15 protein-coding genes are annotated in these 16,321 nt (G+C 27.5%); 5 read left to right on the top strand and 10 right to left on the bottom strand.

Annotation, left to right across the window (positions count from 1 at the left end):
* A complete protein-coding gene (xylB, locus tag BN2409_RS05890) occupies window positions 1-1,476 on the bottom strand; it encodes a xylulokinase (RefSeq protein ID WP_053955715.1) in 1,476 nt (491 codons plus the stop codon).
* 341 nt (window positions 1,477-1,817) lie between these two features.
* Here xylB and BN2409_RS05885 point away from each other — a divergent pair, with 341 nt between their 5' ends.
* Entirely contained in the window at window positions 1,818-2,030 is a 213-nt protein-coding gene (locus BN2409_RS05885; protein ID WP_053955714.1) for an aspartyl-phosphate phosphatase Spo0E family protein, read from the top strand.
* A gap of 126 nt (window positions 2,031-2,156) precedes the next feature.
* Here the strand turns inward: BN2409_RS05885 and BN2409_RS05880 are convergent, their stop codons facing one another.
* The 5 genes from BN2409_RS05880 to BN2409_RS17620 all read right to left on the bottom strand — a co-directional run bounded on the left by BN2409_RS05880 (window position 2,157) and on the right by BN2409_RS17620 (window position 5,104).
* Window positions 2,157-2,384: a hypothetical protein gene (locus BN2409_RS05880; protein ID WP_053955713.1), complete on the bottom strand. Its 228-nt coding sequence runs from the start codon at window positions 2,382-2,384 to the stop codon at window positions 2,157-2,159.
* The gene (locus tag BN2409_RS05875; protein ID WP_053955712.1) at window positions 2,365-2,949 is read right to left on the bottom strand and encodes an accessory gene regulator ArgB-like protein; all 585 of its coding nucleotides are present in this window, start codon (window positions 2,947-2,949) and stop codon (window positions 2,365-2,367) included. Before BN2409_RS05875 ends, BN2409_RS05880 begins: the two co-directional genes overlap by 20 nt.
* Complete coding sequence (locus BN2409_RS05870; protein ID WP_053955711.1) at window positions 2,906-4,282, bottom strand: sensor histidine kinase; 1,377 nt, start codon at window positions 4,280-4,282, stop codon at window positions 2,906-2,908. The genes BN2409_RS05875 and BN2409_RS05870 overlap by 44 nt, the downstream gene beginning before the upstream one ends.
* A 218-nt stretch (window positions 4,283-4,500) precedes the next feature.
* Window positions 4,501-4,644: a cyclic lactone autoinducer peptide gene (locus BN2409_RS16735; RefSeq protein WP_110942979.1), complete on the bottom strand. Its 144-nt coding sequence runs from the start codon at window positions 4,642-4,644 to the stop codon at window positions 4,501-4,503.
* A gap of 325 nt (window positions 4,645-4,969) precedes the next feature.
* Window positions 4,970-5,104: a hypothetical protein gene (locus BN2409_RS17620; protein ID WP_278320184.1), complete on the bottom strand. Its 135-nt coding sequence runs from the start codon at window positions 5,102-5,104 to the stop codon at window positions 4,970-4,972.
* 182 nt (window positions 5,105-5,286) lie between these two features.
* On the opposite strand from BN2409_RS17620, the gene BN2409_RS05865 reads away from it, so the two are divergent.
* On the top strand, window positions 5,287-6,372 hold the full coding sequence (locus BN2409_RS05865) for a GerAB/ArcD/ProY family transporter (RefSeq protein ID WP_053955710.1): 1,086 nt from the start codon (window positions 5,287-5,289) through the stop codon (window positions 6,370-6,372).
* On the opposite strand, the gene BN2409_RS05860 is transcribed toward BN2409_RS05865, so the two are convergent.
* The 3 genes from BN2409_RS05860 to BN2409_RS05850 all read right to left on the bottom strand — a co-directional run bounded on the left by BN2409_RS05860 (window position 6,367) and on the right by BN2409_RS05850 (window position 12,171).
* Complete coding sequence (locus BN2409_RS05860; protein WP_242847915.1) at window positions 6,367-7,266, bottom strand: patatin-like phospholipase family protein; 900 nt, start codon at window positions 7,264-7,266, stop codon at window positions 6,367-6,369. The two genes, BN2409_RS05865 and BN2409_RS05860, sit on opposite strands and share 6 nt — an antisense overlap.
* A gap of 175 nt (window positions 7,267-7,441) precedes the next feature.
* A complete protein-coding gene (locus tag BN2409_RS05855) occupies window positions 7,442-10,963 on the bottom strand; it encodes an SbcC/MukB-like Walker B domain-containing protein (protein ID WP_053955709.1) in 3,522 nt (1,173 codons plus the stop codon).
* A complete protein-coding gene (locus BN2409_RS05850) occupies window positions 10,960-12,171 on the bottom strand; it encodes an exonuclease SbcCD subunit D (protein ID WP_053955708.1) in 1,212 nt (403 codons plus the stop codon). Before BN2409_RS05850 ends, BN2409_RS05855 begins: the two co-directional genes overlap by 4 nt.
* A gap of 253 nt (window positions 12,172-12,424) precedes the next feature.
* Between BN2409_RS05850 and BN2409_RS05845 the strand changes: the two genes are divergently transcribed.
* The 3 genes from BN2409_RS05845 to BN2409_RS05835 are packed head-to-tail and all read left to right on the top strand — an operon-like array spanning window position 12,425 to window position 15,512.
* Complete coding sequence (locus tag BN2409_RS05845) at window positions 12,425-13,486, top strand: radical SAM protein (protein ID WP_053955707.1); 1,062 nt, start codon at window positions 12,425-12,427, stop codon at window positions 13,484-13,486.
* A gap of 23 nt (window positions 13,487-13,509) precedes the next feature.
* The gene (locus BN2409_RS05840; protein WP_053955706.1) at window positions 13,510-14,616 is read left to right on the top strand and encodes a radical SAM protein; all 1,107 of its coding nucleotides are present in this window, start codon (window positions 13,510-13,512) and stop codon (window positions 14,614-14,616) included.
* Window positions 14,616-15,512: a DMT family transporter gene (locus BN2409_RS05835; protein WP_053955705.1), complete on the top strand. Its 897-nt coding sequence runs from the start codon at window positions 14,616-14,618 to the stop codon at window positions 15,510-15,512. The genes BN2409_RS05840 and BN2409_RS05835 overlap by 1 nt, the downstream gene beginning before the upstream one ends.
* Window positions 15,513-15,575: 63 nt before the next feature.
* Here the strand turns inward: BN2409_RS05835 and BN2409_RS05830 are convergent, their stop codons facing one another.
* Window positions 15,576-16,298 carry a GntR family transcriptional regulator gene (locus BN2409_RS05830; RefSeq protein WP_053955704.1) on the bottom strand — a complete coding sequence of 241 codons (723 nt, stop codon included), beginning with the start codon at window positions 16,296-16,298 and terminating at the stop codon, window positions 15,576-15,578.
* Window positions 16,299-16,321 lie beyond the last annotated feature (23 nt).

The raw sequence follows: 16,321 nt of genomic DNA, 5'->3' as shown, positions 1-16,321 counted from the left end.
TTAAGATTTAAACCAATCTTTTAAAGAACCATAAAGCAATTGATATTTTTTGTATATTTGTTCATAAGTATTTACAAATTCCTTTTGGGGGTTTATTTGATTGATCCGTTTGATTAATGTTTTACATCCTATCTCTACGTTTTTGTATTTTCCTACACCAACTGCTGCTAAAATAGCTGCTCCTAAAGCTCCACCTTGATTGGTATTTATTTCATCTATAGAATGATTGAGTATATTTGCAAGGATTTGTTTCCACAATTGACTTTTCGCTCCCCCGCCAATGACTCTGATTTGATGAATAGGAATATTTAAATCCTTTAAAATTTCTAATGAATCTCGAAGTCCAAATGAAACACCTTCTAGTACTGCTCTTGTTAAATCTCCTCTTTTTACTTTCATATTCAGCCCTATAAAAGTTCCTTTAGCATCTGGATCTGCATAAGGGGTTCTTTCTCCCATTAAATAAGGTAAGAAAATCACTCCATTTGCCCCTACTTCACTTTCTTGTGCTTCTTGTAATAGTTCTTCAAAGGATACTCCACAATTTACATCCTCTACCCACCACTTTAAACAACTAGCAGCTGATAACATCACACCCATAAGGTGATATTTTCCATTTCCATGACAAAAAGAATGAAGCCTATTTTCATCATCCACTACAAATTCATCACAAGAAGCAAATACAACTCCAGATGTTCCTAGTGTAATAGATATAATTCCATCCTCTACAGTTCCTGTTCCAATAGCACCTGCTGCTTGATCTGATGCTCCTCCTACTACGAGTACTTCGTTTTCTATTTCTAAATATTGTTTGATTTCATCTGATAATACTCCTGTTACTTCATAAGATTCATAAACCTTTGGCAACATATCCACATGAATACCTAAAAATTCTATCATCTCTTTTGACCATTTTCTGTTTTTTACATCTAAAAGAAGCATCCCTGAAGCATCCGATACATCTGTTGCATAATCTTTTGTGAGTCTATATCTTATATAATCTTTTGGCAAAAGAATATGTTGTACCTTTTCAAATACTTCTTTGTGATTTTTTTTAAGCCACAATATTTTAGGTGCTGTAAATCCTGTTAAAGCTTTATTCCCTACAAATTGTGTTAGCTTTTCTTGCCCAAAGTGATTCTCAATTTCTATACATTCATCCACCGTTCTTTGATCGTTCCACAATATAGCAGGTAACAATACTTCTCCATTTTCATCAAGAGCTACTAACCCATGCATCTGTCCGCTAAATCCAATAGATTGAATTTGATCTTTTGGCAAATCATATCTATTTATTAATTCTTTTAATCCTTGTTTTGTTTGATTCCACCAATCCTCTGGATTTTGCTCAGCCCAATTTGATTTTGGATAATAAACAGGATATTCTTTTGTAACCTCTCCTAATATATTTCCATTCTCATTTAAAGCTAATAGTTTTACAGAGGATGTGCCTAAATCGATTCCTATATATATCATATTTATTTCCTTCTTTTTTGTTTTTATATTCCATACACTTCTCAAATATTTTCATATTTAAACTGCATGGAACATGTTCCATAAAAATTGTACTATAACAGAATATATTTGTCAATTAGTGAAGATTTCTTTTATTTAAAATTTCATGATTTTATTTTATTCATATTAAAACTTATTTCCTATTTTTCACATTTCACATGACATTTAATTACAACAATGCTAAAATATAGATTAATCTTGCCGATGATTATTTTAATCAACAAGTCTTCCTTTGGAAGATTTATAAGTAAAATTTTTTGAAATACATAATTTTTTATACAATCAAAAGGGGATAATTGAAAATGAGTAAACAAAAAGAACTTAAAGAACAAATCATAGAATTGAGAAATAAAATGCATATCATTATCGAAAGTAAGAATGATCTTCTTGATTATGAAGTATTGTCTATTAGCCAACAATTAGATCATTTATTAAATGAATATTATGATGTTTTATCTCATATAAAAAACATCAAAAATATAAAAAAGTCTTCCTTAGAAAAATTTAATAGATAGACTTTTTTGAAATACATAACAAAAATTATAAGCTTATTTACAATTTTATTAAGCATATCATTTCCTATGTATTATAAAAATAGAAGTTTCTACAAGTTGAATAGAAACTCCTTTATGGTCATGCAGCTACTCACTATATATCCTTAAAAATATATTTTCTCTTAAACAGATGACCACTTCTTTGTTTCTTTGTAGAAAATAATCTTCTCTTGATGTCCATATGGGAACATCTATTTCTAAAGATTCACTAATGGCGACTAGTGCAATGAAAAACCCCTTCTTATCATCATAAGGTACAGCAGATGTATTCATTACCATACCATTGTTTATTATTTCACCTTTTAACACTTTCACTTTCCATACTCCTTTTTGAAAAATTTCCCATTGGTAAAGATAATGCTTCAAGTAATATAGCCATCATAGCCGTAATGGCATAATTTTTTGAAAGGAAGAAGCTCATTCCTCCCATACATATACTTAGCAATAAAGAAATATATTTTAATTTTTTTCTTCTTAGTTCACTAATAATAGGTTTATTAGGATGATCTACTGGAGCATATATCCATACTAATACCATTGATACAAGCAACATAATTACTCTTACATTTGAAGATATATCTAATTGAACTCCTGCGATTACAGCAATGCTAAATATCAAAAAGCTCGTACAAAAACATCTCCAATATGTTGCCTCATGATACCCTCCTGCTACAGAGCGAATTGAACAAAAAAATAGTAAACTTATTAAAAAATTTTTAGTCAATGAAAAGATTGAAAATATACCTACATAAAGAATAGTTTTTGTCAGTTCCCCTAATAAACATTCTAGTCCAAATTTTATTTTTAAAATTTGAAGTCTAGTTAAATTTGAATTATTACGCTGTATTGAGTTTGTGATATTTTGAGCTATCCTTTCCATAACTACACTCCTTTAAATAAAACTTTACTAAAAATTGTGTTTCATTCTCATTACTCAAAACAATAATTTCTCCTTTGTTTTTTTGTATGATTTCCTTTATAATATATAATCCTAATCCATGATCCTCTTTATTGTTTTGTTTTGTAGAAAATCCTTTATCAAAAACTTTATTGATCATTTCTTGTGAAATAGGAGGTCCTGTATTTGCAACTGATAAATAATATATGCTATCTTCAATATATGTACAAACAGATACCACTTCATCTTCTAATCTTTTATTTTCAATAATAGCTTCAAAAGCATTGTCTATTAAATTGCTAATAATACTCACAAGATCATATTCATCCAAATCAATATGATATAAGGAATTTTCAAAATCTACTTCAAAAGAAATATTATGTTGAAAAGCAAAATTGCTTTTTACTGCAAGTAAGCCATCTACATAGTCGTTTCCCGTATTATAATAATGATAAGACACTTGTAAATTATTCGTTAATTTATTTACATATTTATCAATTTGTTCAATAGCATTAGATTTCTTTAAGGAACATATGGCATGAATTGTATTCATATGATTCATAAAATCATGTTTTTCTTGTCGGATAATATTAATAACCGTTTCAATATTTTTAATATACTCTTCTTGTAAATGAACTTTATGTTTCATTTTTAGTAGTTGTTCTTTTTCTTTATATACAAAAATACCACAAAAAATGAAAAGTACAAAAATGAAGAATAATAGTATTTCATATAAAATAATATTTACCTTAGTGGCAATAATATAATTTATGCTAAAGATAAAAACACCCATCAGAAATATTCCTAATAATAAATAAGTAATTCCACTATTTCCTGAATTTATAGATAAATCCTTTAGATAAGTTCTTTTACTTCTATAAATAAGAAAACTTAAAAACAATTCTATGCCCTTAATTAATAGAGATATTTCAAATTTAATCTTTGAAATATTTATAATATCAGCAAAGTTAACATCTTTAAATATAGCAAACATCATTACAACAGTACTTTCTATAATCATAAAACAAATAGAACTAATCATGACTACAATAAATGAATGTATTAAATGGGAAGATGTAATAAACGAAAGACTAATGACTGCAAAAGTAACTATAATTATAGTATGATAGCCTACAGGTATATAAGTAGATGCCCAATACGAAAACACTGTATATAAAAATACAAATACAAATGTCTTTACTATATTTTGTTGTATAAAATTTTTTTTATTAAATAAAGTTAAAAATATAGTTAAAATCACAAATCCTTCAAGAGCAGCAAATAAAATTTCATTTACAAAACTATACATATTCATAATTCTACTCCTCTACTAAAGAACAAGATCTCACTTTATAAGATAGATAGATTTTTTTGAAATAAATATCTAAAATTGCGAATTATCTAAAACTTTATAACGTAAATGATTAAAAAAGGCTCCTATGAAAGGGCTTGCCATCATAAGAAACCTTTTTAAATAAATACATAAAATATTTATTTTTTATGTATTCTAAAGAATGACATAAAACTATATTTTTATTTTAATAATTCCTCTGGACATTTTACTTGATGGCTATACCACATTGTAGCTGCTGAAGCTGCTGTTGCTCCTACAAATAATGCACACATTGACAATAGATGTAGAGAATTTTTTTCTACAAATTTCACTACTTTTTTCATAATAAATCTCTCTCCCCTTTTGTTTATTGTATACTCTAGAGTACCCACTTCTTATTATATAACAAAATTGGATAAATAAGTAATATATTCCATATGTTTTTTGCGACAAATTGTATAATTTTCTGACTATTTTTATCAAAAATTTGCATATCCATTTCGGAATTGCTCATGACGTCAACGGAATTCTTTCATTTCATTCAGAATTTCCGTTGCTTAAAATTTGATGAAAATCTAACTTTCTAGAGTTATCCACAATTTTATCAAACACATAATTTCCTAAAAAATAAAAAAGCAAAGAGTTGGGATCTCCCAACTCTTCAAAACTTTAGCATCCTCTACCACAACCTCCACCAATCCATGGAGAACAGAATAATATTACAAGTAATAAGAAGAAAAATAGTAAACTATCATCACATCCACCAAATATACCACCAATTCCTCCACATTGTTTATCAGCCATCTACTACACCTCCTTTTATCTGTAAAATTTTTTCCCTGATACAGATTATGTAGAAAGGCCTATATGTGTTCCATATTATATTTTAAACTTCATTAAAACAATCATCCTTTTATTTATTGGATAGATTGATCTCTTATAGGAAATAATAAATGTATTCTATGCTATTTTGTGGAGGGAAAAATATGAAAGAAGAAATGATTTCAGACCATCAAGCTATATCCCTTATGGTTTTGTTTATAGGAGGAAGTGCTCTCTTATTTGGAATAGGAGGAGAAGCAAAACAAGATGCATGGCTAGCTATTTTATTGTCTATCCTATTTGCATTTCCCGTATTGATCATTTATGCTAAACTTCATTCCCTTTTTCCTCACAAGAACTTATTTGACATTTTTGAACTCGTATTAGGAAAACTTTTAGGGAAAACGCTATGTTTACTATATGTTTGGTTTTCTATTCATTTAGGTACATTAGTCTTAAATGATTTTGGTGAATTCCCTACTATCATTTCTATATCTGAAACTCCCAAAATGATTCCTATGATATGCATTATCTTTTTATGTACCTGGGCTATAAAAGAAGGAATAACCCTATTAGGTAGGTGGGCACAACTTAGTATATTAGGAGTAATATGTTCAGTTGTAATAGGCACCTTATTGCTAATTCCTGAATTTAATATCAATCGTATTTATCCCATATTATCACATGGAATATTGCCTATTATGAAGGGAGCTTTTGGAATATTTTCCTTTCCTTTTGCAGAAACTATCGTTTTTTGTTTTGTTTTTTCAAAATTTAAACATAAAAAATCACCCTATAAAATATATTCTATAGGGTTAATCATTGGAAGCATTCTAATTTTTACCGTTAGTTTAACAAACCTTTTAACCTTAGGAGTTCCTTCTTACACATCTTTATTTTTCCCTTCCTATGCTTCTGTAAGCAGAATTATGATCGGTGATTTTTTACAAAGAATTGAAGTAATTGTATCCATATCCTTCTTTTTAGGTGGATTTGTTAAAATATCTATTTGTTTATTAGCTGCTTGTAAAGGAATTACAAAAATATTCAATATGAAAGACTATAGATTCATCGTCACTCCAATAGCTTTATTTATGCTTAATTTATCAGATTTTCTACATAAAAATATGATAGATGTAAGTTTATGGACAAATGCCATATGGAGATATTACGCTTTTCCCTTTCAAGTCATTTTTCCTATTATGATTCTAATCCTTGCTTTAATAAAAAAGAAATATGGCATGTTATAAACTTAAACTATTATATTTTTTTATATTTGTTATCCAATTTTTAAAACTATCCATTTGCTCCATTGCTTCATAATATCCTTGCTCATATAAATCATTTAATTTTTCAATATCTTTTTCTAAACGATTTACAAATAATTCTTTTTGTGGACGAAATACATAAACCTTTCCCGCTTCCTCAAGTCTATTGATTTCATCTATACAATCATTATATTTTTTATATCTATTTTTAAGGGCTTTCCCTACCTCAGGATATTTATGTAAAAAAGCTTTCATGATAAAATGAAATCTCGAAGGCTTTTTCTGATAGCCTTTATTTCTTGTAAGAATTACAATATTATATTTATTTCCATCTTCTATAGATTTTTGGATAGGAATAGGATCTACCATTCCTCCATCTAGGTATTTACGTCCCTTTATCTCTACAGCAGATGAAATGATAGGTAAACTACAGGAAGCTCTCAATATTTTTTGCGCAAAATATTTAGGTTCAAAATCCTTATGACTAAAATATACAGCCTCTCCTGTTTTGCAATCTGTTGTACATACTTTAAATGTAACCGGAGAATTATAAAAAGTATCATAATCAAAAGGAATCAATTCATTGGCTACTGTATTAAAAATAAAATTCATTCCAAAATAGCTTCCTTCTCTACACAAATTTAGTAGTCCTGAATGCCTTGGATCTTTAACTATATCTACAAAAACCTTTTTATTTCTATCTCTTTGGTCTGACATAAAGTCAGCGCCATTATTAGCTCCAGCAGAAACACCTATGATATAAGAAGTTTTAATTTTTTCATCCATAAAAGCATCTAAAACTCCTGCTGTATAAGCCCCTCTCATTCCTCCACCTTCTAAAACTAGACCCACATTTTGAAGTATCAATTTTTTCACCTCTAATTCCTATTTAAAATCGTATATGATAGTTGATTTTAATACTTATATTATATCATTTAAAAATTTTCTTGTTTCTATTAAAACTCCTCAAAATACCAATAAAAATACAAAAAAGAAATCTCAAAATCATTTTACAAATAATTTTAATACTCTTTTATTTGTAGACTCTCAATTAACTATATTCAAGCTTCACTTGACTTCCTCTAACTCCATACTCACTTGGAGTTACGATAATCTTTATAGGAACCCTATTTTTTAATTCCTCTACATGGCTTATAATTCCTACAGATAATTTGTCTGTATGAAGCTTTTCTAAAGATGTCATAACTACCTCTAAAAGGTCTGCATCTAAAGTTCCAAAGCCTTCATCTAAAAAGAAAAATTCTAAAGGAGCACTTCCCTTTAATTGAATTTGAGAAGATAGTGATAATGCTAGTGCTAATGAAGTTAAGAAAGTCTCCCCTCCTGACAAAGAGGCTGTTTCTCTTACCACTCCTCCATTTTTATCATCTCTTATGGTAAAGTTGCCTTCATCATCTATTTCTAATGCATACCTTCCTGTAATACCCATAAGATATTTGGATGCTTCTCTAGCTATATATTTTAATTGATTCATGGCTACAAACTCTACAAATTTATTTCCTTGTATCAATTTTTCTATGTCGCTCAAAATACTTAATTGATGCTCAACTTCTAAGTACATTTTTTGTAGATCTTTTATTTTTTCTAAATCACATTTCATTTTGTTCAGTGTATGTTCTAAAGAAGCAATCTGAATAATTTTTTCTTTAAACAAAGCTTCATATTTTCTTTGATCTTGTACAATTTTATTCCAAGTTTCTTCATCTATCCTATCATTTTTTAACAATTTTTTAATTCTATCTATATTTCTTAAAATATTTTTAAATTCATCCTCAAAATTTTTAATTTTTTGATTCATACTTTCTATTTCTTCTTTAGAAATAAAATATTTTAATACTTCTTCTTTGCTTTCAAAAGAATACTCTTTTAATAATTCATCTATTCTTTTATAACATTGTTGTATTTGCTTGATAAGATTTTCATTTTTTCCCTTTGTACTACTAATCAAGTTTTTTAAATTTTCTTTTTTATTTTTTATATTTTCTAATTCATCATTTAAATTTTTTACCCAATGATTGATTTCATCTATTTTATTTTGAATCTGTCCTATATAGTTCTTAGGGTCTTTTCCATCTGTAATATTTTTTAATTCCTTTTCATTTTTATTTATCCTATTTTTCTTTTCTTTCCCTACCTCTAAAATACTATTTAATTCTATATCTAATAAATTCATTTCCTTGTTTATTTTTTCTTTCATTTGTATTTTCTCGTCTATTTCTTTCCTTGAACTTTTTTGCTCTTCCTGTAGCTTTTCTATTTCTTCTTCTATTTTTTTTATTTTTTCCATTTCTTCTTTGAAATTTTGTATTTTGAGTTGGTCTTGATATATCTTATACTTGTCATATAAAATATCCAATTCCTCTTGGAGTATGGATAATTCCTTTTGAAGAGCCATAATATTCTCTTCATCATAAGTAATATATCCTTTTAGTTCTATTTCTTTTTGTTCTATATGAATTTTATCATTTTTTATTTTTTCTACTTTTTCATCCATATTTTCTTTTTGTTCATTCCAATGATTCATTTTTTTTTGTAAAATTTTAAATTCTTCTTTCATTTTTTCATACAAAACTAAAATTTCCTCTAAATTTATTTCTCCTATTTTTTCATTTAAAATATTAATTTCACTTTTTAATCTTTTTTCTTCTCTTTCATAAAAAATGAGATTGCTTTCCTCTTCTCTCATGTGTTGATTCATTTTCTCTATTTCTATTTGTAAAGCTTTATCATTCTCTTTTTTATTTTCTAAAATAGTATCATCTGTTTTTACTGCTAGTTTTTCATGATGTATAGATCCACAAACAGGGCAAGGTTGTCCTTTTTTCAAATCTTGAGCAATCATAAAAGCTTGGTCACTCTTTATCATTTCACTAATTTCTTCTTCTAATATTTTTTTTATATTCTCTTTTTTTTCTATTTTCTTTTTCTCTTTATTTATTTTTTCTTCTGCATCTATTTTCTTTTTATGATTCTGATCATATAAAATCTTCAGTTCATTTTTTTTCATAAAATCTTGTTGATAAATTTTTACCTTTTGTGCCCACTCACTTTCTTCTCTTTGCTTTTTCAGAAGCAAATCGCTATCTCCTGGACACTGATTTTTTAAATTCGCTTGTTCCTTTAAAAGGATTTTAAAATTTTCTTCTTTTGCTCTTTTTATTGTAATAACTTCTTCATAATCCTTTTTATTTTTAGAAAAACTATCTATTTTTTCTTTTAATTTTTTCTGTATATCTTCTTGTCTTTTCTTTTGATCTTTATATTGTCTTTCTATCTCTAAAGCATTTTCTATTTTTTCTTTATCATTTCTATTGATTCTTATCTGTTGCATCCTTATTTCTTTTTCATTCAACACATTTGTAATATTTTTTTGTATCTCTTCATTTTCTTTTCTTTTTTCATCTAAATCATTTTTTTGTTTTAAAATCTCATAATAATTTTTTAATAATTTTTCTCTTTCTTGCTTAATTTGGTCTGTTTCTTTTTCTAGCTCAATGGCATGTTGAAGCTGTATTTCTTTTTTGCTTAAAATAGGGATTTGTTCATCTTTTATTTTTTGTGATCTTTTGTATTCTTCTTCTATTTTAAGTATTTTTTCATCTAGTTCTTTTAGTTCTTCTTTCTCTTTTATAAGCTCTTTTTCATTTATTCTTTGCTCATTTTCTATTTTCATGAGTTCATCTATATAGGGTTTAATAAAAAATGCATTTTCTCCTCTTTGACTTTTTTGTGTGAGCTTGTCTATTTCATCTTTGTTCATTTCATATTCTTTTAGTTTTTTTTCATATTCTCTCAATTCTTTTTGAAGATTCCATATATCCTTATATCTTTCATAATCTCTTTGAGACTTTTCTTTTTTGTCTATGATTTCTTTTTCTTCCATCTTTAATTGATCTAATTCGTCTTTGTTTTTTTGATAAATTTCCTCTGATATTCCTTCAAATCCTTTGAGCTCTCCATTTAATTCATTTTGTTTTTTTATATTTTTATTTCTAGCCTTTTTAATTTTTTCTCCTAGCTTTTTTCCATACTTTTCAAGATTAAAAATCCTCTCTAGCATATCCCTTTTATCTTTTCCTTTGAGCTTTAAAAATTCACTAAACTTTCCTTGAGGCAATACTACCGAACGAGTAAAATCATCTAATGTAAGACCTAATATTTTTTCTATATTGCTTTTCACATCTGTAGGCTTTTCTGCAATGATTTCATTGGTTTCTTTTTCTATAAGCCTAGCATATTTTGTTTTAACAGCTCCATTTTTATCTCTTTTTAAATTTCTTTGAGTAATATAGGATTTTCTCTCATCTCCTTTTCCAATTTGAAACTCATAGCTTACCAATAAATCATCACAATCTGTGTTGATAAAATCTTTATTTTTTCTTACAATTTCTCCATATAAAGCAATAGTGATTCCATCTAATATAGTAGATTTTCCACTTCCTGTAGGACCAAAAATTCCAAATAGTCCTTTCTCTGTAAGAGATTTAAAATCAACAATTTGCTCATCTATAAAACTATTTAATCCTTTTACTTTTAAACAAATAGGTCTCAATCCTCTTCATCCTCCTCATGGACAACTTTTAAAAATAAATCCATTAATTCATCTGTTGGATGCACTTTTCTTTGATGAAAATAAAAATCTCCAAACAATTCCTCTATACTTTTCTCCTCTATATCATAAAATTCATTTAGCTGAGCTTCACTTTCTTTTATAATAGGTTTGATTTCTAGTATATCTTTCTTTAATTCCTTCATTATTTTGATATGTTCTTGGGTAATATACTCATCTGTTTTAATCTCAAGATAAACCCACACATCTCTTTCTCCATTTTCTTTACAAGTTTTTATAGCTTCTTCTATGTTTTCACATCTCCATACTTCAATAGGTTTATAGTTTTGTAATAATACTTTGTCTATCTTTGGTTCTTTCCCAGGATTTATATCTATTATATATAAACATTTGCTATATCCTATTTCGCTTTTACTATATTGAAGAGGAGAGCCAGCATAAACTACTTTTGTCTTACTATTTTTAATCTCTTGGGGTCTATGTAAATGTCCTAATGCAATATATTGAGCATCTAATGGAAGATCATATACATTTACTGCTAAACTTCCTCCTAATTGAATATTTCGCTCTGATGATGTTTCTTCTCCACCCATTACAAATAAATGTGAAACTGCAATATTTATAGTATCTTCTCGGTATTTTGAAGAAAGTATTTTAAATATTTCTCCAACTTTACTACTATAAGTCTTTTGCCTTTCTTCCTCTCCAATCTCTTCATATATGATTTCTTGAAGTCTTTTTTCACTAGGATAGGGAAGGGTAATAATCACAGCCCGCTCTTTATGAATCTCTACTTCTAAATACCCCTGCCCTGCATCTATAATTTTGTGTCTTCCGCAGTTTCCTATCTCTGCACAGCTTTTTGGGTACGGTAGTAGAATAATTCCCTGCTCATAAGCTAGAGGGCTTGCAGCTACTAATCTTTCAGGATTATCATGATTTCCTGCAATGACTAATACAATTCTTTCTCCCCCTTTTGATATTTCTTTTAATGCTTTATAGAATAATTTTTCTGCTTGAGCTTTTGGATTACTATGATCATAAATATCTCCAGCAATGATCACTAAATCTATACAATTCTTTTCAACAATATCTACGAAATCTTCTATAAATTTTTCTTGTTCCTCAAGTCTACTAGCATTTTCAAGATTCTTTCCTAAATGCCAATCTGCTGTATGTAAAATTTTCATTTTTTCACTCCTTTAAAATCTAATTCTTTCTTAATCATCTCTTTATATTCTATTATATAAAATCATCCTACTCTTTTATATAAAATGTAAAAATAATGATCATCAAAATTTTTATTTTCTTAATATCTTCTAATATCTTGTTTTTATGTAAATTACATTTTTGTAAATATTTTCATATCTATCATATACATAGAATATATATTAAAATAGCTTGTCTTTACTTAAAATTTATTTATTAGGGAGGAAGTAGTATATGCCCAGTTCAAAAACTTATCATCCACTAAATTTATTAGAAATCCAATTAACCAGCGATTGTAACCTTTCATGTATCTATTGTGGTAATAGTCCAAAGTTAAGAAGCGATCATAAGAATTGGTTACCTCTAGAGGTAATCCAAGAAACCATTCTAAAACTAAAACCAAAAAAGGTTTTATTCACAGGAGGTGAGGTAATATTAGCATGGGAAAGACTTCTCGAAGCATTAGAATTTGTTAAAGATTTAGATATAGAAATTATTATTAGTTCTAATCTGACACTATTAAATTATGAAGATATAGATTTATTAATAGATCAATACAATGTTCATACTTTTCATACGTCATTTAACGATTATGATTTACAGATGACCAATAGAGTTAGAGGTGGTGATTTAACTAATCGAGAAAAATTAATGGATAATATTAGATATATAACACAAAAACGTAAAAAAAAGCTTAAAGTCGAAACAATATTGCTAAAAGATACCATTTCTGATCTCCCAAATATACATAAACTTCTATATGATTTAGGTGTAAAACATCATAAAATTGAATTCTTAATTCCCACAGGATATGCCAGTTGGGATATGATGCTTCCTTACAATAAATTAGTAGATACTGTTCTTAAAACATATAAAGAAAAACAAAAAGGATGTATTTTAGAACTTACATGCTGTTATCTAACTCCTTGTATTGAAGAAGCTTCAAAATTATATGAAATCGATGATCCAGAATTTATATTTCATAAATGTATAGATGGAAAAGAAAGTGCTTATCTTCTAGCTAATGGTGATTTTGTGCCTTGTTTCCTTCTTCCAAATCATTTGATGAATACAAATGTATATACCAATGATGTATTAGATGTTTGGAATAATAATAAAGTTTTTCGTGCCGTAAGAGATGAAGCCAACCAAGAATGTACAGCCTGTGATTTTTTCCATAAAAATAATTCTAAAACTAATTGTAATAACGGTTGTTGGGCACTTATGTATATGGAAACAAAATCATTTGAACATAATTGTCCTAAATACATAAAGGAAAAATTATCAAATTTATAAAATCAAATAAAGGGGGATTACCATTGATAAAACAATCTATTACACCTAATATAGACGGATTGAATTTTTCATTAAATGACATAGAAACAGCAAAAAAAGAAAATAAGCCTATGCTACTTACCTTATACACTCGTGGTATATGTAATGTAAAATGTCCATCATGTTTCATAGAAGCATCAGATGAAAAATTTAATGAACTAACTATAAAGCAATATTACAATATATTAAAAGAAGCTAAAGACCTTGGAATAAAATCGATTAAAATATCTGGAGCCGGAGAACCTTTAATGGATGATCGGATCTTGGATATTGCTCAATATATAAAAGAACTGGGTATGAAATGTATAATCTATACCAATGGAACTTTTTTAGGCGACGATAACCTTTCTTATAAAATTCACCATATGAGTTCATTAGAATTGATTGAAAAGTTATTCTCATTAGATGTTTCAATTGTTTTGAAGTTTAATAGCTTCAAAGCAGAGGTACAAGATTATTTTGTTGGTGTAAAAGGGTCTGGAAAAAAAATCAAAAAAGGATTGGATAATTTACTTTATATACATTATAATGATACTAAGAATAATGCACATAAGCTTGCCATTCAATCTATTTTGACACCTCATAACATAGAAGAAATTCCTCATATGTATCGATTTGCACGCAATAATAATATCTTCCCTTACTTTGAAACAGTATTAAAAAAAGGAAATGCTGTTGAAAATCCAAATTTATATTTAACTAATGAACAAATTAAGGATATTTTCTATAGATTACTAACTATTGACCAAGAAGAATTTAACATCGAATGGTTCCCTGCACCTTCTTTTGTAGGATTTTTTTGTGCAGAATTGTACTATAGTATGTTAATAGATAATTTTGGATATTTAAAACCCTGTGCAGGAATTAATATATCATTAGATAATTATCATGAAAATTCTCTAAAAAATCTTTGGTCAAATGAATGGCTAGTCAACCTAAGGAACATTGATAAAAATATAAAAGGAGCCTGTAAAAGCTGTGAGCATAGATTAAAATCATGTTTCTATGGGTGTCGTGGTGATGCTTTTTTAAATACAAATGATGTTTTTGGTAATTACAATGAATGTTGGTGGGGTAAGGAGAATGTATAATGAAAGAAAAATCTTTAACAAATAATGTAAAGGGAACCATTTATATTGTCATTTCAACTATTGGGTTTAGTGTTATTCCTATTCTAGCTAAAATAGGTTTTAATAATGGCTCTAATTCTTCCACTATGTTGTTTTATAGATTTTTAATCTCAGCCATTATTTTTTTAGCTTACTTGTATTTTAAAAATAAAACTGTATTTTTAGAAAGTAAAAAACTGTATAAATTCTTTATTATTGCATCTATTGCATATGGTACACAATGCTTGTTATTTTTTGCAGCCTTTAAATATATTTCTCCTTCTATTGGAGAACTTATATATCATATCTATCCTATTTTTGTTACCTTTTCTGCATTCCTATTTCTAGGAGAAACCATTACCTTTAAAAAAATCATATGTGTACTATTATCAATAGTAGGTTGCTGTTTTATTTTAATCTCTCCTTGGGATAATCTACAAATTAAAGGAATAATCATGGTAATTATGGCCGCTGTCATGAGTACTATATATATTACAATGAATAAAAAAGTTTTACATCATATAGATTCTTTAATTGCTACAACTTATGTTTCATTAGGATGTTGTATATACTTTCTATGTTATGGATTAGCAACCCATACATTGAATTTTAATATCAATTTAAAAACTTTTATATGTATTCTTATACTCGCTTTTTGGTCAACAATTGTAGGCTTATTTGCATTTTTAAAAGGACTTTCTTTGATAGGTGCAAGCAAAGCTTCTGTAATAAGTTTACTTGAACCTTTAATGACAGTATTATTATCTTTCATTATATTCTCCACTAAATTAACGATCAATCAATTACTCGGAGGATTGATTATCATCCTTAGTATTTATTTATTTGAAGGTAAAAAAGATAAACAAACCAATACATAAACAATAGAAATTTCACATGTTCCTAAATAATAAAAAAGTGATCAAACGATCACTTTTTTATTATTATCTTATAAGTTTAATCGTAAACTTATATTTATCTCCTCTATAGTAATTCTTTGTATAATGAAGTTGTTTTCCATTTTCTAAAAATAATTTTGATCTTATCAATAGAAGAGGCATAGTTTCATTGACCTCTAGCTTTTTAGAAGTTTTTTCTATAGCCATGACAGATTCAATGGTTTCCAAAGCATAATGAATATTTAAATTTAAAACATCCTCATAATATTTTATTAATGATCCCTTTGCTACATGCTCTGGCATCTCTCCCACTATTTTTTTAGGGATAAAAATCATCTCATAAGAAAGAGGTATACCTTCTACAATTCTTACCCTTTTGATTTTTATAACAGGATCATTTACATTAATAGACAGTCTGTTGGCAATACTTTTAGATGCTCCTTCCACCTTAAAGCTTAATACCTTATTTTGCACTTCTTTTCCTAGATAAATCATATCCTCAGAAAAGCTTGTATATTTATTTTCTTTATGAATTAAGTTTCGATCCTTTACAAAAGTACCTTTTCCTGCAACTCTATACAGATATCCTTGATTCACAAGATTTCCTACGGCTTGTCTTACTGTATGTCTACTAACTTGTAGATTCTCAGTCAATTCTCGCTCAGAAGGAATGGCCTTATCCACTTGAAAAATATTTTTTTCAATTTGAGATTTAATCCACTCTTCTATTTGATAATACATAGGTGTTTTTAAATTTTTATTAATCATTTTAGCACCTGCTTTATTCATTG

This window comes from Inediibacterium massiliense (genome assembly GCF_001282725.1).
Taxonomy (GTDB): domain Bacteria; phylum Bacillota; class Clostridia; order Peptostreptococcales; family Thermotaleaceae; genus Anaerophilus; species Anaerophilus massiliensis.
The sequence above is the reverse complement of the archived record's forward strand: the minus strand, read 5'-3'. Positions and strand labels throughout refer to the sequence as shown.